Origin of the sequence: Priestia sp. HNGD-A6 (assembly GCF_045784335.1) — a bacterium.
GTDB classification, from domain to species: Bacteria; Bacillota; Bacilli; order Bacillales; family Bacillaceae_H; genus Priestia; species Priestia zanthoxyli.
This window is the reverse complement of record NZ_CP138621.1, coordinates 4,357,063-4,380,537: the sequence shown is the minus strand read 5'-3', so window position 1 is coordinate 4,380,537 and position 23,475 is coordinate 4,357,063. Positions and strand designations below refer to the sequence as shown.

26 protein-coding genes are annotated in these 23,475 nt (G+C 35.7%); 8 read left to right on the top strand and 18 right to left on the bottom strand.

The features are described from left to right. Positions 1-50: 50 nt before the first annotated feature. The 6 genes from SCI76_RS22470 to SCI76_RS22445 all read right to left on the bottom strand — a co-directional run bounded on the left by SCI76_RS22470 (position 51) and on the right by SCI76_RS22445 (position 3,079). Positions 51-344, bottom strand: a complete 294-nt coding sequence (locus SCI76_RS22470) for an RNA polymerase alpha subunit C-terminal domain-containing protein (protein ID WP_048019385.1) — start codon at positions 342-344, stop codon at positions 51-53. Between the two features lie 148 nt (positions 345-492). Then, a complete protein-coding gene (locus tag SCI76_RS22465; RefSeq protein WP_407544390.1) occupies positions 493-1,200 on the bottom strand; it encodes a DNA alkylation repair protein in 708 nt (235 codons plus the stop codon). A gap of 40 nt (positions 1,201-1,240) precedes the next feature. Further along, a complete protein-coding gene (locus SCI76_RS22460) occupies positions 1,241-1,612 on the bottom strand; it encodes an iron chaperone (RefSeq protein WP_407544388.1) in 372 nt (123 codons plus the stop codon). Between the two features lie 140 nt (positions 1,613-1,752). Further along, complete coding sequence (locus tag SCI76_RS22455) at positions 1,753-2,346, bottom strand: YdeI family protein (RefSeq protein WP_047750227.1); 594 nt, start codon at positions 2,344-2,346, stop codon at positions 1,753-1,755. Positions 2,347-2,511: 165 nt separating this feature from the next. Beyond that, a complete protein-coding gene (locus tag SCI76_RS22450) occupies positions 2,512-2,817 on the bottom strand; it encodes a hypothetical protein (RefSeq protein ID WP_034267166.1) in 306 nt (101 codons plus the stop codon). Positions 2,818-2,911: 94 nt separating this feature from the next. Continuing rightward, positions 2,912-3,079 carry a hypothetical protein gene (locus SCI76_RS22445; protein WP_407544385.1) on the bottom strand — a complete coding sequence of 56 codons (168 nt, stop codon included), beginning with the start codon at positions 3,077-3,079 and terminating at the stop codon, positions 2,912-2,914. Between the two features lie 271 nt (positions 3,080-3,350). On the opposite strand from SCI76_RS22445, the gene SCI76_RS22440 reads away from it, so the two are divergent. After that, positions 3,351-4,259 carry a DMT family transporter gene (locus SCI76_RS22440; protein WP_407544383.1) on the top strand — a complete coding sequence of 303 codons (909 nt, stop codon included), beginning with the start codon at positions 3,351-3,353 and terminating at the stop codon, positions 4,257-4,259. 569 nt (positions 4,260-4,828) lie between these two features. Then, positions 4,829-5,029 (top strand): cold-inducible protein YdjO-related protein, encoded by a 201-nt coding sequence (locus SCI76_RS22435; protein ID WP_033580116.1) that lies wholly within the window; start codon positions 4,829-4,831, stop codon positions 5,027-5,029. Positions 5,030-5,263: 234 nt separating this feature from the next. Here SCI76_RS22435 and SCI76_RS22430 read toward each other — a convergent pair whose 3' ends face one another. From SCI76_RS22430 to SCI76_RS22420, 3 genes are all read right to left on the bottom strand, one after another. Then, positions 5,264-5,464, bottom strand: a complete 201-nt coding sequence (locus SCI76_RS22430; RefSeq protein WP_033580115.1) for a cold-shock protein — start codon at positions 5,462-5,464, stop codon at positions 5,264-5,266. A 1,071-nt stretch (positions 5,465-6,535) separates the two neighbouring features. Further along, positions 6,536-7,726, bottom strand: coding sequence for an MFS transporter (locus tag SCI76_RS22425; protein ID WP_407544380.1), 1,191 nt, complete (start codon positions 7,724-7,726; stop codon positions 6,536-6,538). Between the two features lie 357 nt (positions 7,727-8,083). Continuing rightward, positions 8,084-8,362 (bottom strand): helix-turn-helix transcriptional regulator, encoded by a 279-nt coding sequence (locus SCI76_RS22420; protein ID WP_034267237.1) that lies wholly within the window; start codon positions 8,360-8,362, stop codon positions 8,084-8,086. 283 nt (positions 8,363-8,645) lie between these two features. Between SCI76_RS22420 and SCI76_RS22415 the strand changes: the two genes are divergently transcribed. Continuing rightward, positions 8,646-9,524, top strand: a complete 879-nt coding sequence (locus tag SCI76_RS22415) for a LysR family transcriptional regulator (protein WP_168761113.1) — start codon at positions 8,646-8,648, stop codon at positions 9,522-9,524. Positions 9,525-9,703: 179 nt separating this feature from the next. Here the strand turns inward: SCI76_RS22415 and SCI76_RS22410 are convergent, their stop codons facing one another. From SCI76_RS22410 to SCI76_RS22400, 3 genes are all read right to left on the bottom strand, one after another. After that, positions 9,704-10,123, bottom strand: coding sequence for a MarR family winged helix-turn-helix transcriptional regulator (locus tag SCI76_RS22410; protein ID WP_168761114.1), 420 nt, complete (start codon positions 10,121-10,123; stop codon positions 9,704-9,706). A gap of 228 nt (positions 10,124-10,351) precedes the next feature. After that, complete coding sequence (locus tag SCI76_RS22405) at positions 10,352-11,539, bottom strand: CynX/NimT family MFS transporter (protein ID WP_168761115.1); 1,188 nt, start codon at positions 11,537-11,539, stop codon at positions 10,352-10,354. A gap of 436 nt (positions 11,540-11,975) precedes the next feature. Further along, positions 11,976-12,467 (bottom strand): hypothetical protein, encoded by a 492-nt coding sequence (locus SCI76_RS22400; protein ID WP_154973988.1) that lies wholly within the window; start codon positions 12,465-12,467, stop codon positions 11,976-11,978. A gap of 259 nt (positions 12,468-12,726) precedes the next feature. Here SCI76_RS22400 and SCI76_RS22395 point away from each other — a divergent pair, with 259 nt between their 5' ends. Beyond that, the gene (locus SCI76_RS22395; RefSeq protein WP_033580113.1) at positions 12,727-12,894 is read left to right on the top strand and encodes a gamma-type small acid-soluble spore protein; all 168 of its coding nucleotides are present in this window, start codon (positions 12,727-12,729) and stop codon (positions 12,892-12,894) included. Positions 12,895-12,945: 51 nt separating this feature from the next. Here SCI76_RS22395 and SCI76_RS22390 read toward each other — a convergent pair whose 3' ends face one another. Then, a complete protein-coding gene (locus tag SCI76_RS22390; protein WP_221832282.1) occupies positions 12,946-13,986 on the bottom strand; it encodes a zinc-binding dehydrogenase in 1,041 nt (346 codons plus the stop codon). Here SCI76_RS22390 and SCI76_RS22385 point away from each other — a divergent pair. Both SCI76_RS22385 and SCI76_RS22380 read left to right on the top strand, forming a co-directional pair. Then, entirely contained in the window at positions 13,972-14,511 is a 540-nt protein-coding gene (locus tag SCI76_RS22385; RefSeq protein WP_260505721.1) for a nucleotide disphospho-sugar-binding domain-containing protein, read from the top strand. The genes SCI76_RS22390 and SCI76_RS22385 overlap by 15 nt on opposite strands. Positions 14,512-14,745: 234 nt before the next feature. Next, the gene (locus SCI76_RS22380) at positions 14,746-15,207 is read left to right on the top strand and encodes a hypothetical protein (protein ID WP_407544376.1); all 462 of its coding nucleotides are present in this window, start codon (positions 14,746-14,748) and stop codon (positions 15,205-15,207) included. 32 nt (positions 15,208-15,239) lie between these two features. Here SCI76_RS22380 and SCI76_RS22375 read toward each other — a convergent pair whose 3' ends face one another. Further along, a complete protein-coding gene (locus SCI76_RS22375; RefSeq protein ID WP_407544374.1) occupies positions 15,240-15,461 on the bottom strand; it encodes a response regulator transcription factor in 222 nt (73 codons plus the stop codon). Positions 15,462-15,837: 376 nt separating this feature from the next. After that, entirely contained in the window at positions 15,838-16,938 is a 1,101-nt protein-coding gene (locus tag SCI76_RS22370) for an L-dopachrome tautomerase-related protein (protein ID WP_221832280.1), read from the bottom strand. A gap of 431 nt (positions 16,939-17,369) precedes the next feature. Here SCI76_RS22370 and SCI76_RS22365 point away from each other — a divergent pair, with 431 nt between their 5' ends. Together SCI76_RS22365 and SCI76_RS22360 are read left to right on the top strand one after the other, a co-directional pair. After that, the gene (locus tag SCI76_RS22365) at positions 17,370-18,149 is read left to right on the top strand and encodes an SDR family NAD(P)-dependent oxidoreductase (RefSeq protein ID WP_407544371.1); all 780 of its coding nucleotides are present in this window, start codon (positions 17,370-17,372) and stop codon (positions 18,147-18,149) included. A 374-nt stretch (positions 18,150-18,523) separates the two neighbouring features. Then, positions 18,524-19,012, top strand: coding sequence for a CBO0543 family protein (locus tag SCI76_RS22360; RefSeq protein WP_255219759.1), 489 nt, complete (start codon positions 18,524-18,526; stop codon positions 19,010-19,012). A gap of 780 nt (positions 19,013-19,792) precedes the next feature. Here SCI76_RS22360 and SCI76_RS22355 read toward each other — a convergent pair. The 3 genes from SCI76_RS22355 to SCI76_RS22345 all read right to left on the bottom strand — a co-directional run bounded on the left by SCI76_RS22355 (position 19,793) and on the right by SCI76_RS22345 (position 23,346). After that, entirely contained in the window at positions 19,793-21,070 is a 1,278-nt protein-coding gene (locus tag SCI76_RS22355) for an MFS transporter (RefSeq protein WP_407544369.1), read from the bottom strand. A gap of 129 nt (positions 21,071-21,199) precedes the next feature. Beyond that, positions 21,200-22,171, bottom strand: coding sequence for a sugar phosphate isomerase/epimerase family protein (locus SCI76_RS22350; protein ID WP_407544367.1), 972 nt, complete (start codon positions 22,169-22,171; stop codon positions 21,200-21,202). Then, positions 22,168-23,346 carry a Gfo/Idh/MocA family protein gene (locus SCI76_RS22345; RefSeq protein ID WP_221832270.1) on the bottom strand — a complete coding sequence of 393 codons (1,179 nt, stop codon included), beginning with the start codon at positions 23,344-23,346 and terminating at the stop codon, positions 22,168-22,170. The genes SCI76_RS22350 and SCI76_RS22345 overlap by 4 nt, the downstream gene beginning before the upstream one ends. Positions 23,347-23,475: the final 129 nt, after the last annotated feature.

The window sequence follows — 23,475 nt, the reverse complement described above, 5'->3', positions numbered from 1 at the left end:
ATTCGTACACTTTATCCCAATCTATTTCTTATTTTAACTATCCTTGATGTTTAATTTTTAAAGGCTAACCCATTGGTCTGCAAAGCTTCTCTAAGTTTAGGTAAAGAAGCTGGCCCCATACCGTGAAATTGTAATATCTCTTTTTCACTAAATGTTGATAGCTGCTGCAAAGAAGTTATCCCGTTGCTTTCTAATGCTCGTCTTGCTGGTGCTGATAGCACTGAAAGAAATCCATTGTCAGGTTTGTTTTCTTGCTCACAGGTTGGGCAAGTCGGACAGTTACTGCTTTTATAATATTTGTGTCCTTTATGACAGATTCTTAGATTTTCCTTTTGGGTTTTCATTTTTATTCTCTCCTTTTCACAAGAGTTTTTTAGCTTTTATCCCCTGCCACTTCTTCAATGGATGGTTTGTGAAGGAACAAAACATCCTACGTATAGTAAGCTAATTATTAGTCTCGTTTCAGATAGCGCAGCTCCATTACAAATCATGCTAACACCTTACATGTTTGCGTTTGAAACCAAGTCGTCCTCTATCTATATCCTTTTGAATGTTTTCACACGCAAGAAGAATACTACTTTTTTTCTTATCCTTCTTAACTTCGACTGGACCTACTGTCTTTGCCGTTTCAAGCGCCTTTTCATGAAGTGGCAAATATGAAACACCAACTGTATAGATAAAATTATTCATAGCCGATTTCGTTCGATCTGGAGAATCGTGAATCGTATTTTCCACTTGATTAAGCATCTCGGCAATCTTGCTTGTGCTAAATTCATCGTCAGGACGATTACCCAAAAGCCAGCAGTAGCAACTCCAACCTGCCGACATTTTCAATTCTTCATCGCTTGCCACCCATCTATCAGCAACAGCTTGCACAAAATCGGTTTCTGACAAAGTTACCGCAACTACATAATCAGATAGCATGTAAAAATACGCTTTATCGATCCAACGCTCAAAATCCTCCGCAGTCATCTCTGTTGGGTCTGCAATGATACCAGCAAAATACATAGCATCATAATTGCCAGACGCATAAAGCTGCTCAGCTAAAGCCTGATTTTTCTTGATTTTCTTTGCAATCGGCTTCATTTTTCCTGTTGCCACTCCAAAAAGTGGATCGTGTGCACCATTGTTTATGTAAGTCTTTTTAATTCGTTCCGTACCAAGCGCTTCAAGTTCTTTCATAACCATTTCAAAATCCATCTTTCTGTACCCTCCTTCTTCTCCGTTCATAATCTGCTTTTTATTTCCGCCAAAAAGTTGAACAGTCTTCCTTATCTAAAATATTAAACTCGATTATTTTTTTTAGTAATTCATAGTTTACCCGCTCAGTCCATAGAATTCGAAACAGACCTTTGGTAGCGCTATATCCAGCCTGAGCGATGTCATGATTAAAGTGCGCAATGCCTGTTTCTTCAGGTGAAACGCTCAAATGATGTTTTGCTGAGGAAAAACCGATGATAAATGTTCCATGATCAGTAAACATTGGAGTATTCCATTTAATTTGTGGTTCCAAATTCGGGAAAGTATTAGCAACCCAAGCCAAAACCTCCTCTGTTCGGTCACGGTGGTCAGGGCTATCTATACGCGCTAAATATTCTGCAAAAACTTCCATAGCATCTTCTCCTCAAATAAATTTTTTTAATCTACTCTACTTTTACACAAAGCGAACATCAGTCAGTTCACTTAGCCCTATTTCATTTTTAACTCAAATACATTAACAATTTATATTCGCCATGTTTTAAATAAAATGTACTAATCATTTAATCCTTTTCCATTAAGAATGTTTGGAATGCATTTTTCAACTCTTGATGCTCGAGTCTTAGATTGTTTTGCCGCAGAAAAATGAAGAATATATGCTCTTTGCCGTCCTGGAGTCAATGTAGTAAAAGCATCTTTTAGAGCAGGTATTTCATCAAATTTATGCTGTAGCTCTTCAGGAATAATGAGTTCTTCAGGCTTTTTAGCTTTGACTTTTAATCCGGCTTTTTCCACCTCAATGGCCTCATAAATATAAGCTTTCAACATAGCCTCCTTTTCAACTATTTCTTGCACATTGGTAAACCGAATTTGTCGTGCCCCTTGTACATTCTCCGTTTGTTGAATTAGAATACCATGAGAATCTTGTAACAGAGAACCTTTAGGAAACAGCAGCGCACAGTATTCTTTAAAACCATGTATTAAAACAATGTTTTTTTTCTCAAATGTATAACAAGGATTCATCCACTTAAAATCTTCGGTCAACTCACAGTCAAGAACAATCTTTCTCAACGTCTCATATTCTTCTTTCCACTTTTTAGCTTTAGTTAAAAATTCATCAACCTTAGGATTCATTTTACTATTTGTCATCAAGGAACACTCCTCTTCAATTTTTTAACCTGTCGCTCTCGCAATGGTATAGTCAACCTTCAATTCATTTAATGGTGTTACTATTCTTCAAATGTAGGAAATGCCCTTCTTCAATTGACTTGATAGTTATTAAAATTATAAACACTTCAAGCAGGAAGTTAGGATTTATTTTATCTTGAATATGGTCTTTCTATGATCCTGCTTTATACGTTTCAAGCGCAGCTCTATTTTTCTATCTAACATTTTATGTGCGGTTTGGAAAGTTACACATATGAACAGTAAGATAATAGCAATAATTATAGCCTCTGGCACTTGAAAGCAAAAACATAATACTGCTAAAAGAAAAGATATAGTACAAGTAAAGTTGATTATCCATTTTTTATTTCTATGAGCTTGAAGACTTTTTTCAAGCAGCTGCTTTTGTCCTTCTTCCCTTTTTATATCTTCTGAATTATTGAGTGTAGAGTTCAATGTTATTCTCCTTAGAAAACTAATTTTATATATTGGTTACCTTTTCCTTTTAAGATGATGGTATAGTTGGGTGTTCTTAAAGGGAAAGCCAAATTTAATTAATCGTTTTGGCAAGCGCATGGGCTTCTTTTACGCTGATTACAATATCCTCCAACAAGCTCATCTTCTCCTCTTCTTCAACGTTTGCGTTTAATAGAAAAAAAGAAAGCATGGAATACCTTAATGTCGATACATATAATGACTCTGTTTGGTAGCTGCTCATAATCAATCCAAAAAATCTATCAAAAAGAACATTCGTTCTCTATATTATAAAAGAACAAACGTTCCCTTTTCAATAAAAACTCTAAACTTTTCCCGAATTATTCCTATGAATAACGTCAAATTTATTATTTTATAAAAAAAGAAACATTTTATATACCTAGAGAAAGATATCGAGATAACGAAAAAAACATAAGAAAATCTTCTAAAAGCGAAATTTCAGAATGAAATAATCAACAAAATTTGCCATAATAAGTGAAGTAAGGAGGTGTATTATGTTTCGATTGTATGGAGCCTTAATTGGGCTTAGTTTCATATGGGGTTTATCTTTTGTATTTATGAAGTGGCTGCTTCCCTCAGCTGGAATATGGGGAATTGTATTTTTTCGTTGTTTAGCAGGTGCCATCATCTTGCTTCCGTTTCTTTGGTGGAAGCGTAGAAACGTTAAGGAGAAACTCCCCTGGAAGGCATTGATTGTTGTTGGTATATTTAACTGTGGTTTGGCTTGGGGATTAATTTCCTTAAGCGAAACTGAGATAAACAGTACAACTGCCTCTATTCTAAATGCGACTACTCCAATCTGGACAGGTCTTATCGGATTTATTCTTTTTTCTTATCGACTTACCGGACGTCAGTGGATCGGTATTCTTATCGGGTTTTTCGGGATACTCGTCCTTATGGATTTTCAATTTGGTCAAATTTTCGGGAAAGGATTTGTCGGAATTGGAACAATGCTTGTTGCTTGTATCTGCTATGGGCTTGCTGGGCAGTTAACAAAGCGGTTTTTGTCTGGCGTGAGCGTATTAACTATAACAACCTTCACCTTACTAATAGGTGCTATCATCGGTTTAATTGGAATGTTGTTTACTGAACCATTCAAATCAGATTTGTTGATTCATCCACTTCCGCTTCTGGCAATTGTGGGTCTCGGCTGTTTTGGCTCAGGATTGGGTCAGTTAATCTATTTTTATATCAATAAAAATGGTGGCCCTGAATTAGCAGCGACGGTTACTTATCTGATCCCTGCCTCGGCCATGGTATGGGGTTATTTGCTACTAGGAGAGACGATTACTCCAAACGTAATCGTTGGACTACTTATTATCTTTGCTGGCGTTTATCTTTCATCTAGGAAATCAAAAGGTAAAACTCCGCATGTCACTCTTGTTAGTAATAAACAAAATTAAGTAAGTAGATTTTACAATGTGAGTCTTTAAAGTTATCTATAAGAGAGGAATTAAAAAACTGAAGGACTACAGAATATGATATATTTCAAATGAAATTCATCATATGTGATGATAAGACGTAATTCTAGTTGTTCAATTTTGTTTAAAAGGCAGCCTTCTATTTGGCTGCCTTTTTTAGCTACAATAATGAGCACAAATGTCAAAACAATAAGTATCATTTTTTTTCTTTTTCTCTGTCTTCCTGTGCTAAATTACTCACATTCGTTCCCACTCTTAACAGCATTATATTACGATTGGAATATTTTTAACTCACAGTATAAAAAAAAGAAGCAGGGAACTTCCCCTGCCTCTTCTCCCTTTGTTATATGTTTTTGTTATTTATCTGCACTGCAAAATGAATGTGGAAAGTGTAGAAGGAAATACAGTAAAAAATAGAGACTCTCAGATTAGATACTGGACTGCATGTCTAACTTTTAAACAATAAAATTCCCCATAAGAAAACGTAAAAGTATAAAGTATTTATGCCCTCTTTATAAGGCATACTTCTAAAGAGAGGAGCAGTGATTAATATGCATTATAGTAAAAGAAATCAAGAACCTCCGATTCAAGAGGAAACAGAAATTTGGGAATGTACAGTAGAAGAGTGTAAAGGCTGGATGAGAAAAGACTTCTCTTACGACAGTCATCAGAAATGTCCTTTGTGTAAAAGTCAGATGGAAGCTAAAAAACGGCTTATTGATAAAATCCCCCGTAATCCGCATAAAAAATAATATAAACCTATGCTTTCTAAAAGATTAAACACTATCTATCCATAAAAAAAGCTTGGTTCATCTTTGCTTTCTATTTCTATTGTATGTTATAACTAATTAACCTTGTATCGATCGTCTTGTCTAAAACCCAGGTTTTTTTAAAGCCTGGGTTTTTCTATTGAACCAATAGTATGCTAATTATGAGACCATAAAAAAAAGACCCCTTCATAGGAGTCTTTTTTTTATCACTTTTGATTATGCTTTGTGAACGTTAGCAGCTTGTGCTCCGCGTTGACCTTGCTCGATATCAAAAGTAACTTTTTGACCTTCTTCTAATGATTTGAAACCTTCACCTTGAATAGCACTGAAATGAACGAATACATCTTCTCCGCCTTCAACTTCGATGAAACCGAAACCTTTGTCTGCATTAAACCATTTTACTGTACCTTGTGTCATAATGTTGCCTCCTGCTGTGGAATACTCCACAAATGTATTACTAATCTTGCCCAAACATACTATTTCAAGATAAAAACTTCTACTTAGGGTTTTTTCTTTTCTCAATATACCGAACAAAAATAAGTTATCTGTAGTGTAACACATAGTAGGATTGATAGCAAACAAGAAAAATATCCCCTTCAAAAAGTTCTACCTATTCATCTTTCCCCTACCAAGACTTATGGTAGGCATATGTAGCATAGCTTATAAATGCTCGAGCGTATTGAATATGTATATATCTCCATTTATTATAGCTATTCATGATAATTCACTATTTAACCTTTCTTATAAATAAAGGATATATGTAATCCAAAAAACACCTGTTAACTTTACTGAATTATAAAGAGGCTGTTGGGATATTCTATTTAGGGAAGAAGGAAAACAAGTTATTGATTACAACTAATCATTACAAAGCTTCTTACATTTGGGATGAGGTGTCTACAGCAGGCATATTTCAGAAAACCTTATTGTAAATCGATGTATGTTTGATTCATAAGGGGATGGTAGTCATGAACGTAGTAAGAATATATATAATGGGTAGACAATAATATTCATTTATCACTATACAAATGAGGTGTTTGTCCCAGACCAAGAACGATTTCGTTCACATTGTATATTTTTTTAGCTCAATGCTTAAATGAGGTGTTTGTTAAAGAGAATATACTTTTTCAAGTGACTGTTTCATTAGGCAATGGAATTACGTAAATGAGGTGTTCCTTAAAGATCATATGCTGCATTAAAAGCTGATTTTTCCTTCTTCACATGACGGGATGCATAATCGTTTGCATCTCGTTTTTGTTATACATAATATCTAAGGTATACTGGTTTATTTGTATGTAAGGCTTCCATTAAGGTGTACAGAGTTTTCTTTAATTGTATCCATTTCAATGGATGGTTTATGAAGGAACAAAATGAGGTTAAGCGGTTTAATCAATGTTCGCTTTGTATAGTGATTCAAAACAAAAAAATAGCCAACGTAAAAAGCCACTTGTATAAAACAAGTGGCCTTTTGCTACTTTAGATATGAGACTTTTATTTCTCTACACAAAGATTGCTCTGAGTTTGTTTAGTCTGTTTTCGTTTAGATAGAACGTTGTCGGCAACGATTACTACGACAGAAACGGCAAGAGCAAAAGCCCCAATCCAAGGAATATAATTCAACAAGCCATTTTTGACAGCAACACCGCCGATACCAGCTCCAGCTGCCATTCCAAGTTGTCCAAAAGCACTGTGTAAACTAAGCACAATGCTTGCTGCAGCAGGAGCAAGGCTTATAAGCTGAAATTGTATTGGCGCGCCGGAAGACCAAGCTGAAAGAGCCCAGAAAATAAGCAATACATAGAAAAGAAAAGCAAATTGACCGATAAACGGGAATAGCAGTAGTGCAATAGCATGGAGTAATATTCCTCCAGTTAATGTACGAAATGATCCCCACTTATCTGTACTAAAACCTCCTAATTTGGATCCAATAGCGCTAGCAATACCAAATATAAAGAGAGCTGTAGTTACCCCTTGATTGCTCATTCCGAATGTATTTAAGAAATACGGTGAAATGTACGTAAATACAATGGAATATGAACCTAACCATAGAAACGTGATGAGCAAGTATGCTGAGATACGTGGTTTCATAAGAAATTTAAACTGCTCACGCAAAGGTACAGGTTCTTCAGCAACTGTTTTTGGTATAGTAAACGACGCTAAGGCGGCGAAAAGTAATCCTACTAAACCAAGCCCAATGAATATTACATTCCAATCATAATGCGAAGCCACAACTCTTCCTATAGGTACACCTACAACCAAAGCAGTACTTTGCCCCGTAACAACTGTAGCAATCGCACCTCCCTGCTTTCCTCGAGCTGCTAAAACTGCAGCAAGGGTTAGAAGCGTAACTTGAATAACGCCGGCACTAAGCGCAGAGATGATTCTAGCTGCCATTAGCATTTCATAACCTGTTATAATCGCAATAAGAATATTGATGACAGAGAAAACGGTTAAAGCATAGACGAGAAGCTTTTTTCGTTCCAGTCGAGCAGTCATAGCAATTAGAAAAGGTGTCCCTGCACCAAAAGCTATTGAGAACACGGTAATTAGCTGTCCTGCAGATGAAACTGAAATGTTATTGGCCTCAGCAATTCTGTCTAAGATTCCAGCAATAACATATTCTGATGTACCATTAAGAAAACTAATGGCAGCTAATAAATAAATTTTCCATATATTTGACAAAATAAATCACACCTTTTGTTTTTATATTTCGATATTTCTAGAAATACAGATTTAAGTTCGTAAATTAACCGAGTGTTTGAAAAGTTAACTGTAAAGAGCTGATCTTTGCGCGTAGACAAAGTGACCTTTACAGTTTCTTAAAAAATGTTTTATAAAGGTGACACACCATGAATTTAACGCGCTTATGATAACGATAAGTGATTTGCTTTAGCCTTTTTATCTAAAGTACCAGTAATGGATATACTCAGAATTTAGATGAGGATACCTATTAAGCACTTTAGCCATAATCCAGACAAGAAAAATCATACCTCTTATTTCTATATTTCCTTAAGTATAGAAATATAGAAATAAGAGAAATTACTCCATCACATATGGAGCATACTTTCCAATTAACTCACGGTCTAGGCTGTAATATATATATGTGCCTTCTTTGTACGTACTCAGAAGTCCGCAATCAGTTAATTGTTTTAAGTGATGGGATAGAGTTGATCCAGCAATTGATTCAAGTTTTGTCCCAATATCCGAACAACATAAATTTGCTTCATTAGCAAGCAAACGAGCAATTTTTAATCGTGTTGGTTCACCGAGTGCTTTATATATTTTTATCGCTTGCTGTAACTTCGAGTTATTCTCCATTGTTAGCACCCCGCTTTCCTAAATCAATTAGATACATCATATGAGTACAAGCTAACATTACAGTAGCAAATACACTATTGAGATCTCATCTGCTAAAGCCAAATGCACTTTAAAAATAAAATCCTCAAAACAGTACTATAAGCACAAATGAAAATAATTTATTACAATCGCTAATCCTAATTATCTTCGGTTAATTTCTTGAAGTTCAATTCTCTTTCATGATACATTGGATTCTAATACAAATGAAATGCATATTAATTATACAGGAGATAACAAAATTGATATGAACAAATCACAAATTGAACTTATTGTCCGAATATCAGAAACAGGAAGTTTTACAAAAGCCGGTGAAGAACTACATATGACACAACCTGCAGTAAGTCGTGCTGTAGCAACAATTGAATCGCAACTAGGAACGAAGTTAATCAAGAGAGATAAGAAGAATGGATTATCTTTTACAGATGTAGGAGAGCGCGTATTACTTACTTTTAGAACAATCCTGAGTGAATTACAAAAAGTAGATGAATTAATTGTGGCTGAACAGGGGTTAGAAATTGGGAAGGTACACATTGGCGCTTACCGAACTGCTTGTACTAGGTTTATTCCTAAGATCATACGTACAATGGAAAGTCAGTATCCTGGTATAGAAATCAAACTTTCGGAAGGTAGTGTAGATCAAGTCAAAGAGTGGTTACGTTCCAAATGCATTGATGTAGGAATTATTATTCCTCCTGATAAAGATTTTGATACCGTACCTTTAATGAAAGATCAACTGATTGTACTTATGCACTCAAGCAATCCTTTATCTCAGAAAGAAACAATAAGTATTCCTGACCTACAAGGTGAAGATATACTAATTGGAAAATGCGGTTATGAGGTACAGATTCATGCTTTATTCAACGAGTATAACTTGACTCCTAAAGTACGATTTGAAATGGATTATATAGAGACAGGATTAAGTATGATACAAGAAGGGTTAGGAATTACCATTACAACGAAACAAAATATTTGGTGGTTGCCAGACCAAGTCGTTTTTCGTGAGTTAAAACCAGATACGTTTAGAGATATCAATATAGCAGTGCTAGATATGAAAGATACCTCCAAAGCAACAGATGCCTTTATTCAAACAGCTCTCACTCTTTTTGCTCAAGAAGATGCTTAAATAGCACTTAAAGAAACATGTGTTGCTATTTAGTGCATATAAAAAAGACAGCCGGTTGATTCAAAAAGTGGCTGTCTTTTTTATTTCTACTCTTTTTAATCGTTGTTAATCAAACAAAAGGATGATGGAAGAATCCTTATAGGATCCTGATTAGAGAAAGGAATATTCAGTAAAACCGCTTATTGTATACCGTTATATACCTTGTTTAACAATGTCTTTAGTTGAGTATTTTCTTCATCACTTAACTGACGCGTGACGAAGAGGTGAGCGTCTTTAACTAAAGGTAAAAGAGTTTTCTTTAACTCTTCCCCCTTTTCTGTAAGAAACAGATAGTGTAAGCGACGATCTCGTTCACTGTACATTCTTTTTATGAGTCCTTTTTCCTCCATCGCATAAATCATGTCTACAATAGTTGTTTGTTTCTTATCAATTGCTTCTGCTAGTTCTGTTTGGGTTATCCCTTTTTGAGAGTCTAGAACACTAATGATGCTCCATCGTACTGGAGTCATGCCATAAGGTTTGAGCTTTTTCTTGAAATAGTTCATTGCTCTTACATCTGTACGATGAATAAGATGGCTTGTTAAATCATGTAAATCCATAACTTCACCTCAGAAAGATAGAAAAATATGTATTAAGAATTGAGTCAGATAAGTCTTTATTAGTAGGCGATACCCACACGTGATTCTATATAATCGCTACTATTTATCTGACCAAATGTATTCATGGGACCCCCCTCTTGCACCCAGTAATATCACTCTATACTTTAAAAGTTGTTATATCCGCTTTTTCAAAAGTTAAAATAAAAACCACGATTTACTTCGTAGTTTTTATTTCACAGGTAGACCCTCTGCTTTACCCCTAGCTGATTTTGTGATTTTCCATCCTAATAAGATGGCAATGAACCCTATAATTATAAGAAGATATAACGTCGGAACAAAACTTCCTAGATAATCATGAAGAAATCCAATTATGAACGGGCCGACTGCACCGATCATATATCCGATTGCTTGAGTCATTGCTGACCAAGTACTTGCTTCCATAGGGGAAGATGCCATATCTAATGGTAACAACAAAGTTAGCGACACAAGACCACCGGCACCAACTCCTAAACATATACTTGAAACAATAGGTGTTACGTTTGTAAAACATAAAAGGGATAAACCAATTATTATACTTAAGGTAAAGGCTGTAATCCAAAACCTTCTGCTCGGTAGCACTTTTAAAAGATTAGGTAATAAAAAAGTAGCTGGTAGCTGTGCAATCATAGCGATTGTCCCTACAAGACCACCAAATGCTGGTGTCCACCCTTTTTCCTCTACAATGGCTGGTAGCCATGCTGAAAAACAATAAAACAACAGAGTTACAATCCCTACAAAAGAAGTTAATAGCCAGGCTTTTTTATTTTTTAACGGTAAAGAAACCTTCGTCTTTTGTGAAAAATTACTCGCAGGAATACGAGATTGTTTTATCACCACAAGCCAAAGTGGAATAGCGAGTAGCGCAAGAATACTCCAAAATGCTAATCCATTTTTCCATGAATGATTGAACCAGTGTTGAAGTGGTGTCGTTAGCCCAATAGAAATAGATGCACCTACTACCATTGAAGTAGAGTATATGCCTATCATCGATGCTGCCTTGTCTGGAAAATGACTTTTAATGAAACCAGAAAGCAAAGGGCTTACAACACCAATTCCTGCACCAATTAATAAAGCCGTTATTAACAGGTAAATTGAGGAATTTGTAAAGGCCCTTAGAAACGTTGCAATACCTATGCAAGTTATAGCAAAAGTAATCATCTTCTCTGGTTGATAGCGATTTGCTAAACGACCAGCAAATAACGAACAAAAACCAAAACATACCAAAGGAATGGAAGTGAGCAAACTAGCTAAAGTTGAACTCATACCTAAATCCTTCGTTATTCCATGCAAGACTGGGCTAACTGAAGTTAGACCCGGTCTAAGGTTAAATGCAGCTAGTATAAGTGCAAATAGAAACAATTTATGACGATTGACCATACTAATTACCTCCGGTTGATTTCTTGAAGTTTAATTCTCTTTTATGGTACATTAGGTTCCAACATAAATAAAATGCATATTAATTATATGGAATATAACAAAATTGATATGACAAAATCACAAATTCAACTTATTGTTCAGATATCGAAAACCGGAAGTTTTACAAAAGGCGGTGAAGAACTACATATGACACAGCCTTAAGTATGGTACAAGAAGGATTAGGAATTACGATTACAACGAAAAAAACTACTTGTTACTGCCAGAACAAGTAGTTTCTCGAGAGTTAAAGCCGAACACGTTCAGAGAAATTAATATAGCAGTGCTAGGAAAGGTACATCAAAAGAAACGGATGCCTTTATCCAAACGGCTCGTGCCCTGTGTACTGATGAAGATGCTTAGATATTTTTATCACTTACCTAATAAAGGAATGCTCCTATTAATGCTCCCCATTATCCGGCTTTACCTCTAGTTTCTTCGACATTATAAACTCACTCATATGTTGAAAACCATATAACAGGAGTTGTCTAACAGTCAAAATGGTTACGTACTGAAAAGGATTAATTTTCTTAAGCTTAAAGATGCTGCCCTTTTTTAATTTAGGTACAACTACAAATGTAAATGTAGTATGAATCATAAAGTTTACAGCTATATACAGAGGCAATTTACGGTATGTGGATTTAAGCACCCACATGGATACAGTAAAAAAGGGCCCCCATGTCCACACATCTTCACCAGGAATTTTCGGATGTATACTTTGTTTAAAAGACCAAAAATTCTTTCTTTTAGCATAAGAATTAAGGTATTTAGTTACCATACAAATAGCAATGGACGCTGGAAGAAAACGTTTAAAATCTTTGCCTTTCATAAATGAAAAGCTGGACCAACAAGTGATAACTAACAGTATTAAAAATAGTCTATTCTTTTTCATGATTTTATACACCTCTCTATTTTAAGGTGTACATCTATTCTAAAATTACACAACGAATTATCTTAAGAGCATGCTGTCTAAGAATTATAATATATAATCGGTAAAAATTTGAACAAACTATTGACGATGTTTTCTTGTACATGTTGCCTCATAGTGATATACCCAATACTTCCTGGAATTTTCAATTTTTTCTTACCAGGTACTTCTAAGGATACTGTCTCTCCACTTGGATATATTAATTCTTGTGGAGGTGATAGTAATGGAAAACAAATACTCTAACAAGACAGCTTCAGGAACAGATGTACAACACGTGAAGCAAAAGAATGCTCAAGCATCTTCTGGCAAATACGGTACGGAATTTGCTAGCGAGACTGACGTACAACACGTTAAACGTCAAAACGCTCAAGCAAACAAAAACCAAAAATAATGTTAAAAGGGTTCTTTCATGCTCGTTGAAAGAACCCTTTGTGATACAAGGTTATTCTTCGGGAAGTAATAAAATCTTCCCTAACTTCCCTTTATTTTTAAAATAAACTTGGGCTTCTTTTGCTTTGTCTAAAGGGAAAATTTTATCGATAACTGGTTTAATTTCCCCCTCAGAAATGGCCTTAAGCATATCTTTAAACTCTGCTCTCGTTCTTAACACAGATCCATACATTGTAATATGTTTTAGATACAATGTTCTAAAATCAAAGTTTGTATGCTGACCACCTGCAGAACCTGAAATGCAAAATTTCCCTCCGTTTTTTAAAACTTGAAGAGATATGGAAAACAAAGCATCTCCTACAACATCTAGAACGGAATCGACCGGACCTCCGTTCAGTTCTAAAATGTCTTCTGAAAGAGTATCAGATTTATATGATAATACGTGCGTCGCTCCCAATTCCTTAATTCTTTCTTGATTCTCTAAGTCCCCCGTGATTGCAATAACTTTAGCACCAAAGACTTTAGAGGCAATCTGTACATTTAATGATCCCACACCACCATTTGCTCCAGTTACTATAACTGTCTCACCTGGTTGAGCTTGAATTTGGTTGACCATGTGCCAAGCAGTTAACCCACTTACCGAAAAAACAGCACTTTCTGAATAGCTTGATAGGGGCATGTCAAAGCAAAGTTCAGCAGGCCAGACCACATATTCAGCATAACCACCATCGTATTCTGAACCTATAAAAGACATATCATCAGAAATATGTTCGTACCCTTCTTCTCCACTAGATATAAAAGGGAATAACACAACACCTTTTCCCACTATAGACTCGTCTACTAACTTTCCTGCTTTTACTACTTTTCCCGTTATATCAGATCCTGGTGTACGTGGAAACTGGACTCCTTCCGGTCGCCATCCAGATTTTGAGTCAGTACCGTAAGCACCCTCTCTCATCCAAATTTCTGTATTGTTAATAGCACAGGCCTTCACTTTTATAAGAACTTCATTTTCTTTGGGTTCAGGTATAGGAATTTCTACTAGGCTTAATTTACTTACGTCTCCATAACCTGTTACTTGTACAGCTTTCATAGAACAGTCCCCTTCTTTTTTACGAATATAGTTTTTAATATATTTCATACGGCTGCTTATAGTTTAGAAGCATTCCAAGAAATACAAGCTACAGTTATATTATCAGTAGGAAAACATACGGACATTAGCCAATTTAAAGATATTCCATCCAATTTCATTATACGTAATTATGTACCTCAGTTAGAAATACTAGAACAAGCCGATGTTTTTATTACTCATGGTGGAATGAATAGTACGAGTGAAGGACTTTATTTTGGTGTTCCTCCTGTGGTTATGCCTGTTGTGGGGGATCAGCTAATAGTAGCTAATCGGATTGAAGAATTAGGAGCTAGTCTACAACTTAATCGTCAAGAATTAGACGCTACTACATTACGAAACAAAACAGAACAAGTGCTATCAAACGCTTCATTTAAAGAAAAGAGCTTGGAAATTGGAAAATCCTTGAGGAATTCTGGAGGATACAAAAAGGCAGTGGAAGCCATTTTAGAATTTAAAAAGAATGCAAAAATAGAGGATCTTATTTAATTCTAACATTTAAATCAGTCTGGAAATAAAGAATTAATAAATATTGAAAAGAAGTCTCCATGGAAGACTTCTTTTTTATCACTGCCTATAAGCTGTTTTATTTTAATTAAAAAGTAAAAGCTACTGAACAGGGGTCAGTAGCTTTTTAACGAAGCATGTTGTTAACTCAACAAGTAATGAGGATTTCCAAACAGAAGCTTCACAGCGTCATAAATAGTCTCCCCTAAAAATTATTTGTTATTACCCATTAAAGAATTAGCTGATCAGTATGATGTAAGTACTCGTACCATTCAATCAAAGATTAAGAAATTAGGCTATGAATGGGACAGTAAGGAAAGTATTTATCGCTATGTTGGAGAAGAATCAGAGCCTTTAGATGTTGATTTTAGTACCCTTATCTCTAAAAACAGTAAAATGCCAGCAGAACAAAAGCTAGCTACTAGCGAAGTAGCAGCTAGTACAAGCTATGTTGATGAAAGTGAAAGTACGAGCACTAGCTCTTCAAAAGCTAGCACAGTAGATGCAATTGATTTGTTGCTGCAAAGTCCAAAAGACCGTTCAAAACGAGTCTATCGAGGTTTTTATTTTGATGATGATGTGTTAAGTATTATTGATCGAGTCCCAAAAAGTTATAAATCCGAATTAGTGAATGAAGCTCTGAGAAAAGTGTTTAAGGAAAAAGGATTATTAGACTAAAAAGAAAAGCAGGCTTAAAGGCACTTATATGGTTATGAAATGCGTATTATCTTCTGTGAAGGTTCTTGATGTAGGTTTTGAAACTGTTGAACGGCCTCTGTCATAGATTCCGTATTTAATTTCTTTAAGATGCTTTTTCTTTGATTTTTTATAGTGCTTTCTTCTTTATGGAGAAGGTTTTGTATTTCTGAAATAGAATGACCATCAATAGCAAGAGCAAAGACTTCTTGTTCTGCTTTAGTAAACTGGTTCATAAATACTTTCTCTTTTAGGATTTTGCATTCTTCTTCAACATTCTTCTTCTACATTCTTCAGTCGAACAACTTCATTAACTAAAGAGGTGTTATGTTAACTAGATATGTATGCAGTATTCATGTTATTAAATAAGCTTATAAGGATTACCATGCTTGAGATCCAAACGAACAGATCCGTTTGGATTTAAATAATATTAATACTGCATTGAATTTACCGATATTATAAAACATTTCCTGGAACAGTTTAACACTAACCAAATAAACTGTTTCTATTAAACCATTTTGATGTTATTTGGCAGAAGTAAATAAAGCTAATACTTCTTGCTTACTCGTGTTTGTTTTACACTATATAATGAAAACAATTAATTGACTATTTTTATGATGAAAAGGTTGGAGCAGGAAATTCATCAATTTTGATACGAAGTAAACTATAAGGTTTCTCTCGAAAGTCTTTTCCATAATGAAATCTAGGCTGCCGATGTAATTGGTTCACAATGACATACAAATATTGATCCGGACCGATTGAAAAAGTATCCGGCCACAAAATTCTCGGATCATGTGCGATAGTTTCCATTATGCCATTTGGAAATATCTTACGAATACTGTTGTTTTCGTAATCTCCAGCATAAACAGCTCCCTTTGCATCGGTGATCATTCCATCAGAAGCACCTTTTTCTCCCCAATACTCCACATGATAAATTAAATCTTTATCTGGTATAGTTCGGTTCCTTAGAACTTCTGTTGGAATCGAGAAAAGATGACGACTGGTTAGTGGACAAAAAAATAAAACTTTGCCATCGGGAGAAATCGCTATTCCATCAGAAGCCAATCTAAATGGGGAAGTTGAGCCATCTATGTTTCTATTCATCAAAATTTCACCTTCTACCTTCGGTAAAAAATAGGGATCGGGTGAAGTTGATTTTGCTCCATTTAACCGTCTAAACGCGTTTCCATTTGATAAATCTACGACAATAATAGCTCCTGGTCCTTTTGAAGAAGAATCTGTTATATAGGCATAACCTGCTTTTCCAACACGAAAATCAAAACGGACATCATTCAGATAAGTTGTAGGTAGAACAACATCTTCTGTAAAGGTATATACTTTTCTTATTGTATTGGTTTCTAAATCAACAGCGACTAATTTCGCTCCCCCTTTAATAGGTTCAGAAAAATTGGGTGCTGCTGTATCTAATATCCAAAGCGTTCCCCTTCCATCAGCGACTACACTTTGGACACTGATGAAAGTCATTGTGATATTTTCGGAGTTAACCAAATTGGTTTGTAAATTGGGATAAGACTGCAATTTATCTTGAACAATTTCCGCCACTGTAAATTTAACATCGTCTCCCCATTTCGGAAAGCAAATGAAAATACGACCGGTTTCTGAAACAGTAACACCTGTAGGCATAGCCCCATAAAATGCATAAACTAGTTCTAAATTACCGAAATATTTTTCACTAGGTAACATAGGTTTCATAATACCCTCCTCAAACATTCAAACGGGATATCTCATATATATGATCTATATTTTTTCTAATGCATGTTTCTTAATAAGGTTTTCTATACGAAAAGATGATTGAATTGATTGTTTTCGAAATTTAATAAGTCTCTCAGAAGAAAGGAAACATTTTAATTTAAAGGTCTCCAGATGAAGTAGAATTCAATTAGCAGTTACTGAAGTTCAATGTTCCCGTATCAACGGTAAGCTGTTATAAATAAGAAATTAGGAAAATTTTCTTTTTTAACTTTATGAAGAAATGTATTTAAGCTAAACCGCCTCTTTAGCAATTTAAGTCCCCTACTCTTTTATCATAGCTTTGCTTTTTAAAGAAATTTCGTATAAAGTGATGATTACCTAGAATACTGTATCAGTCAGTGGTTTAATAACATTTCGGAGGGAAAATGCCAATGAATACAAAAGAGTTAAGAAATATCCATGCACTCGTAACAGGTGCTTCAAGCGGCCTAGGATTTTCCATGGCCGAGGCTTTGCTTCAAGGTGGCGCCACGGTGGCGTTAGCTTCTAGAGGTGGAACTAAATTGGATCAAGCAGTAGAGAAATTAAAGCGCGAGGGTTATCCTGCTGTTGGAATCCCTTTAGATGTTCGATCAGAACAATCCGTCAATAACGCGGTCGAATGGGTGAAAAGAGAATGGGGGAAACTCGATGTTCTCGTCAATAATGCGGGAATTGGGATGAGGACAGTAAACCCGCGTTTTTTAGTCGAGCCTCAGCCATTTTTCAAAGTAACACCAGAGGGGTTTCGAGATTTAATTGACATCAATCTCACAGGATATTTTTTAGTAGCTCGAGGGTTTGCTCCTTTAATGATGGAACAAGGTCATGGGCGAATGATTAATATTTCTATGAACCATGAGACTATGAAAAGAAAGGGTTTTGTACCTTATGGACCATCGAGGGCAGCTACTGAATCACTCTCATATATAATGGCCGAAGATTTAAAGGAATATGGAATTATGGTGAATATGCTTTTACCGGGTGGTGCCACTACTACCGGGATGATTCCGGACGAAGTTCGAAAAGAGATTGAATCAAAATTCCAGCTATTAGATCCAAAGGTTATGGCCGAGCCGATTGTTTTTTTAGCCTCAGCTGCTGCAGAGGGAATCACAGGTAAAAGAATAATTGCCACCGATTTTCAAGACTGGCTTCTTAAAAGAAAATAAGTTTTTAATCACAGGGGCGGATCCTTTCCTCTTTGAAAAAGTAGAGCTGTCCCTATGATTATTCTTTTATATTTTATAGAATGTCCAGCTCCAGCACGGGTATCAGCCAATCCGTCAAGAAGACTAAAGAGCAAACCTTCTCGCCAGCTTGTCTAGAGTCACGGTGACCGTTCCTATTTCAAATAAGTGAGAAAGCGATTGTACATATTAAGCATTTGCCACCCGTTAGTTTAAGTGAAAATGTTCATAACCAGGAAACAATTTTATATCAAAATAGAACCTTGCTTATTCACTGTTTACTAATCTAATTATGGAATTTCCTTAGTATAACCTTCTGCATTAAAGATAAACTATCTTTGTGGAGGTGCTAAACATTGGGTCGAAAATTTGAAATAAACCTTATAAAATTCCTTTATCTCTTTGGTATTAGTTCTTTTATATATTTAATAAAAAAACCACTTGCAAAGGAATGGCTCCTTGTTTTCTTTATAAAAAGTTACTATGCATCATTGGTCGATAATCTGATTGTAAAAAGAGGCTATGTTCAATATCCCACCCGATTTCCAAGACAAGTTAAAACAAGCGTGTTGTTTGATTACATACTTTTCCCAATTACTTGTGTCTTTTATAATCAACTAACTAAGGATTCCCGCATCATTCAGTGCCTTTTAAAAGTTCTGTATTTCAGTATACCTATGACTATTGCTGAGCTATGGTTAGAAAAAAATACACGCCTTATTAAATATAAAAATGGATGGAATTGGAGAACTACTTTTTATTCTCTCTCCTTTTCCTTATTATTGGTTAGATTTACAATGTCTGTTATAAGACGTATTTTTAATAATGAGTACGATTTATCTTAGATAGTGCTTGTTAATCAACAAAAAGAGGCAAAAAAATATAGGAACATTTGAAGAATGATTAAATCTGCCTATTTGTTTCAATTATTCGCAATTTGCTCTCTACATTAACTTAAATATCCTACTGATTTTCTGTTAATAAGAAACAAAAACGGTCAGTTGTATGGAGAATTTTTTTTAATGCGTTAAAGGTATCAATAGTTTCTTTAGTCACTTCGATAATTTTGTATGTAGTTACAATTCGATTGTTTCTTTTATCAGTTGATACAGCAAGTAGTCTTGATATTATAATTAAGGTTACTGTGCCTATTCTATCTTTAGCTACAATCTTAGAGTTTATTTATTCTTTCTTTATCATCAATAGAAGAAACACGTCAAAAAATTGAGCTTTACTCTACAAGAGCAAATAGGTAATTGCTTTATTAAATGTGGAGGAGATCGCTGACTAAGAATTAGAGCAGCAGCGCTAAGAAAGAAGAGTTATTTATTAATTTTGCATATGAACAACCTTAATACAATGGATACTTTATTTCTGCAATTATCTCGTTTGATTCATACACTTTAGGCAGAGATTCTTTAAATGGGAGTATAAAATAACTCATGCATTGCTAACATCTCTAAAGAATTCACCTGTTAACTTGTCCATTAGGAAAATAAAAAAATCCATAAAATTATTTGAATTTCATGGACTTTTTTATTATATTTGCTATATGACATCTACTCACTTAAGTACTTGGTTAAAACAGTATAAAAGCCTGTCTGCCATATTGATTGTCCTTACTTTCAACCGACTTGTTTCTCAGGTGAATAACTGCTCTTGTTTTGTTTTTTTTCACCTGGTAATTTCATAAATATCATCAAAATAGCACTAACAAAATACAAACCAGCAAATATCCACATGACTCCGTGTACACCCATGCTACCAATGAATGTTCCTACAATTGCAGGTGCAATAAAGTAAGACATTCCAGCCCCAAAACTTACAATAGCCATAGCTGAGCCTTTCTTTTCGGGTGCTAATGAACTTACTAGAGCAGAGAGTGGTACATAACCACATAGAACGATTCCAAAAATTATGCCTACCACAGTTAATGCCCAGAAATTATGCCCGAACATTTGAGGAGTATAAAGCATAACCAGAGTCATTACACCGCAACCGACACTGCCAATCCACATAATTGTCTTTCGCCAACCTAACCATTTGTCACTGATATAAGGAATGACTAAGTTAAAAGAGATATTGGCCACCCACATAGTTCCCCATACTTGTAACCATTCTTCTGTACTGTATCCATATTCAGAGGACAAGTATAGAGGGAAAAAGATTGGAAGAGCACCTACGCCGGTGGAGTTTATTATACGAACAACTCCGCCTATTGCGATTTTTGGCTTTTCAATACAAATAGTTAGTCCACTGAGTAAACTTTTCAATTTTTCCTTGCCGTTACCCTCACGTTCATGTACTTGGCCTTTTACAACAACAACTCCAATTAATCCACCGATTAACACCCATACGACCGCACTCCACATTAATCCGATATATCCGATTTTCGGAATCATATAAGCTGGAAAATAACTTCCAAAAACATAAAGACCGCCACTCCATGCTGCCCAAAATAGCCCTATTGCCGTAGCTAAAATACGTTCAGGACTGCGATACGTAACCCAAACTAAAAACGAATAGCAAAATAAAGGATAACCAAATCCTCGAATAGCATAAGTCGGTAACATAACTGCATAATTATGCGGTTTTAGACCATATTCAATAAAAAGAATTTGACCTACTAACCAGATAACCAAGCCTGCTATCATAACCTTTCTTGGTCCCCATGCTTCTGTAAGGACACCCGAAAAGTAGGAGGCGATTGCTAATATAGCTCCGTATGCTGCAAAGAGAGTAGAAGATTGTTGAACGGTTAAGCCATGTTCAATAAGATACGGTGAAAGCCAACCATGTTCGAGACCATCTCCTACCATAAAAATTAGAGTTGCGATATAGCCCCAAATCATAGCTGATGGAAGACCTTTGGTGTTTTGCTCTCTTTTTGAAATCGCATTCATTTTAATCACCTCAAAATTATATATTTAACAATGCTGATAGTCACATTTACTCATTAGATGGTTCTCTTCAATGGTTAATGATAAATACCCGGCTGGGTATTTATCATTAATTATATAGAAAATATACTGTTACGCCCACCACATTTCAGTTAATTGTTCTTTAAATTGTGCGCCTTTTAATAAAGAGACGGCCTTACTTAATCCTTCATCTAACGAAGCTAGCATATCTTCATGTTCAATGGATATCACATAGTCATATCCTACCGCACGAAGCGCACTCACCATATCTTTCCATACTTTTTCGTTTTGCCCATATCCTACGGATCTAAATGTCCACGAACGATTCAAAGTATCACTGTAATGTTTTGTATCTAATACCCCATTACCACTAATATTTGCCTGATCCAAATACGTATCTTTTGCATGAAAATGAAAAATAGCCTCTTCTCGACCAAGTTTTTTAATGGCTTCTACTGGATTAATTCCTTGCCAAATCAAATGGCTTGGATCAAAATTAGCTCCAATACTTGGCCCAGCATGCTCTCTTAATTTCAAGAGAGTTTCAGGGTTATACACAACAAAACCCGGGTGCATTTCAAGTGCAATTTGATGGATACCGTGTGACTCTGCAAATTTCACTTCCTCTTTCCAATAAGGAATGACTACTTCATTCCATTGCCAATCTAGGATTTCTGTATATTCCGGCGGCCAAGAGCAGGTTACCCAGTTCGGATTTTTGGCACCTGGGTGGTCACCTGGGCACCCAGAAAATCCGTTAATCACCGGCACTTCTAAACGTTCAGCTAATAAAACTGTTTTTCTCCACACGTCATGAGCCTTTTTGGCAACCATCTTATTTGGATGCAGTAAATTGCCATGACAACTTAGACCACTTATTGTAAGTCCTCTACTTGTAAGGGCAGCTTGAAATGTTTTTAATTTCTCTGATTTCTCTAGTAATTCATCCGGATTACAATGACTGTTTCCTGGATAATTGCCTGTGCCCAATTCAACGGCCTCTACACCCATTTCACATAGTTTGTCCAGCATCTCTTCAAAAGGCAAGTTTTGATAAAGAACTGTAAACACCCCTAATTTCATACACGTACCTCCTGCTTTACCTTCACTTTCATCCATTTTTGTTGTTCATGACTTGCTAAAATGGCGTCGGTAATGCACATGGACATATGTCCATCTTCAAATGTCGCGAAAGTGGCTTTATCACTTAAAGGATTTTTACCTTCTCGAATAAAGGTATAGAAATTCAACAATCCATTTTTTAATGCATCTGGCCAGCCTTCATTATGGCCCCCAGGATGATGAATGGACGATTTTGCTTCCGGATTAAATAAAGTAGGATCTGCAAGGAGAGTTTGATTTGGTTGATCTCGATAGCCAATCCACAGCTTTTCTGGTTCTTCTTGATTCCAAAAAGCAGAATTTTGACTGCAAGCGATTTCGAAGCTTAGCCTATTTTTTCGCCCTGCACTTACTTGAGACACAGTAAATAAGCCTTTTACCCCGTCTTCAAAACGTACAAGAACAGATGCATAGTCTTCTGTGTTAATCGGAACATCTTCATATGCTTCTTCTTGTCCTTTTTGTCCCCCAAAAGTAGATCCTTGAGAAGTAGATTTTTTTCTTACTGGTATAACAGTTGCTAAATCAGCAAAAACTTCGACGATTTTTTTACCTGTTACATATTGAACTGTATCACACCAATGAGAACCGATATCCGCTACCGCTCGTGATTTCCCTCCGACTTCAGGAGCTAAGCGCCAATTAAAGTCTGTTTCGAACAATAACCAGTCTTGTAAATAACTTCCGTGCACTAAGTTGACTTTCCCTAACTCACCGTTTCTGATCATCGTTTCTAATTGCTTTACAATCGGAAATTGGCGATAGTTAAAGTTTACGCCATGTACGACCTGGTGCTCTTTAGCTAATTTCAATAGCTCGGCTGATTCTTCACTAGACATAGCTAATGGTTTCTCCGATAACACATGTTTGCCTGCTTGAATAATTTCTTTATTAATTTGAAAGTGAAGGTGATTAGGTGTACAGTTATGAACAACTTGAATCTCGCTGTCTTTTAACATGTCACGATAATCTCCATAAGCTTTCGGAATTCCAAGTTCAACCGCTTTTTGTTCTGCTACTTCCTGCCCATGTTCTGCTAATCCAACTACTTCTACAAAACCGAGTCTTCTGATAGCCTCAATATGAGTAGGTCCAATAAACCCTGTCCCAATAACTCCAACTTTTATTTTTTCCATTTCTTTCTCCACCTTAATAAACTGTATTTTCCATAATTTCTTTTACTCACGTAGTAGCTAAAAAGAGAATTAAACCTTTATAGCCGCTTGCTGACTTGTCTCTATTGATCCGAATCACAAATCAACAAC

Excerpts from the sequence above, each read along its gene's own strand:
- SCI76_RS22395 (WP_033580113.1), top strand. The coding sequence starts at position 12,727 with ATGGAAAACAAATACTCTAACAAGACAGCTTCAGGAACAGATGTACAA.
- SCI76_RS22455 (WP_047750227.1), bottom strand. The coding sequence starts at position 2,346 with ATGACAAATAGTAAAATGAATCCTAAGGTTGATGAATTTTTAACTAAA.
- SCI76_RS22405 (WP_168761115.1), bottom strand. The coding sequence starts at position 11,539 with ATGGTCAATCGTCATAAATTGTTTCTATTTGCACTTATACTAGCTGCA.
- SCI76_RS22440 (WP_407544383.1), top strand. The coding sequence starts at position 3,351 with ATGTTTCGATTGTATGGAGCCTTAATTGGGCTTAGTTTCATATGGGGT.
- SCI76_RS22435 (WP_033580116.1), top strand. The coding sequence starts at position 4,829 with ATGCATTATAGTAAAAGAAATCAAGAACCTCCGATTCAAGAGGAAACA.
- SCI76_RS22420 (WP_034267237.1), bottom strand. The coding sequence starts at position 8,362 with ATGGAGAATAACTCGAAGTTACAGCAAGCGATAAAAATATATAAAGCA.
- SCI76_RS22415 (WP_168761113.1), top strand. The coding sequence starts at position 8,646 with ATGAACAAATCACAAATTGAACTTATTGTCCGAATATCAGAAACAGGA.
- SCI76_RS22470 (WP_048019385.1), bottom strand. The coding sequence starts at position 344 with ATGAAAACCCAAAAGGAAAATCTAAGAATCTGTCATAAAGGACACAAA.
- SCI76_RS22355 (WP_407544369.1), bottom strand. The coding sequence starts at position 21,070 with ATGAATGCGATTTCAAAAAGAGAGCAAAACACCAAAGGTCTTCCATCA.
- SCI76_RS22445 (WP_407544385.1), bottom strand. The coding sequence starts at position 3,079 with ATGAGCAGCTACCAAACAGAGTCATTATATGTATCGACATTAAGGTAT.
- SCI76_RS22430 (WP_033580115.1), bottom strand. The coding sequence starts at position 5,464 with ATGACACAAGGTACAGTAAAATGGTTTAATGCAGACAAAGGTTTCGGT.
- SCI76_RS22410 (WP_168761114.1), bottom strand. The coding sequence starts at position 10,123 with ATGGATTTACATGATTTAACAAGCCATCTTATTCATCGTACAGATGTA.
- SCI76_RS22390 (WP_221832282.1), bottom strand. The coding sequence starts at position 13,986 with ATGAAAGCTGTACAAGTAACAGGTTATGGAGACGTAAGTAAATTAAGC.
- SCI76_RS22350 (WP_407544367.1), bottom strand. The coding sequence starts at position 22,171 with ATGAAATTAGGGGTGTTTACAGTTCTTTATCAAAACTTGCCTTTTGAA.
- SCI76_RS22375 (WP_407544374.1), bottom strand. The coding sequence starts at position 15,461 with ATGAACCAGTTTACTAAAGCAGAACAAGAAGTCTTTGCTCTTGCTATT.
- SCI76_RS22365 (WP_407544371.1), top strand. The coding sequence starts at position 17,370 with ATGAATACAAAAGAGTTAAGAAATATCCATGCACTCGTAACAGGTGCT.
- SCI76_RS22370 (WP_221832280.1), bottom strand. The coding sequence starts at position 16,938 with ATGAAACCTATGTTACCTAGTGAAAAATATTTCGGTAATTTAGAACTA.
- SCI76_RS22345 (WP_221832270.1), bottom strand. The coding sequence starts at position 23,346 with ATGGAAAAAATAAAAGTTGGAGTTATTGGGACAGGGTTTATTGGACCT.
- SCI76_RS22465 (WP_407544390.1), bottom strand. The coding sequence starts at position 1,200 with ATGGATTTTGAAATGGTTATGAAAGAACTTGAAGCGCTTGGTACGGAA.
- SCI76_RS22460 (WP_407544388.1), bottom strand. The coding sequence starts at position 1,612 with ATGGAAGTTTTTGCAGAATATTTAGCGCGTATAGATAGCCCTGACCAC.
- SCI76_RS22400 (WP_154973988.1), bottom strand. The coding sequence starts at position 12,467 with ATGAAAAAGAATAGACTATTTTTAATACTGTTAGTTATCACTTGTTGG.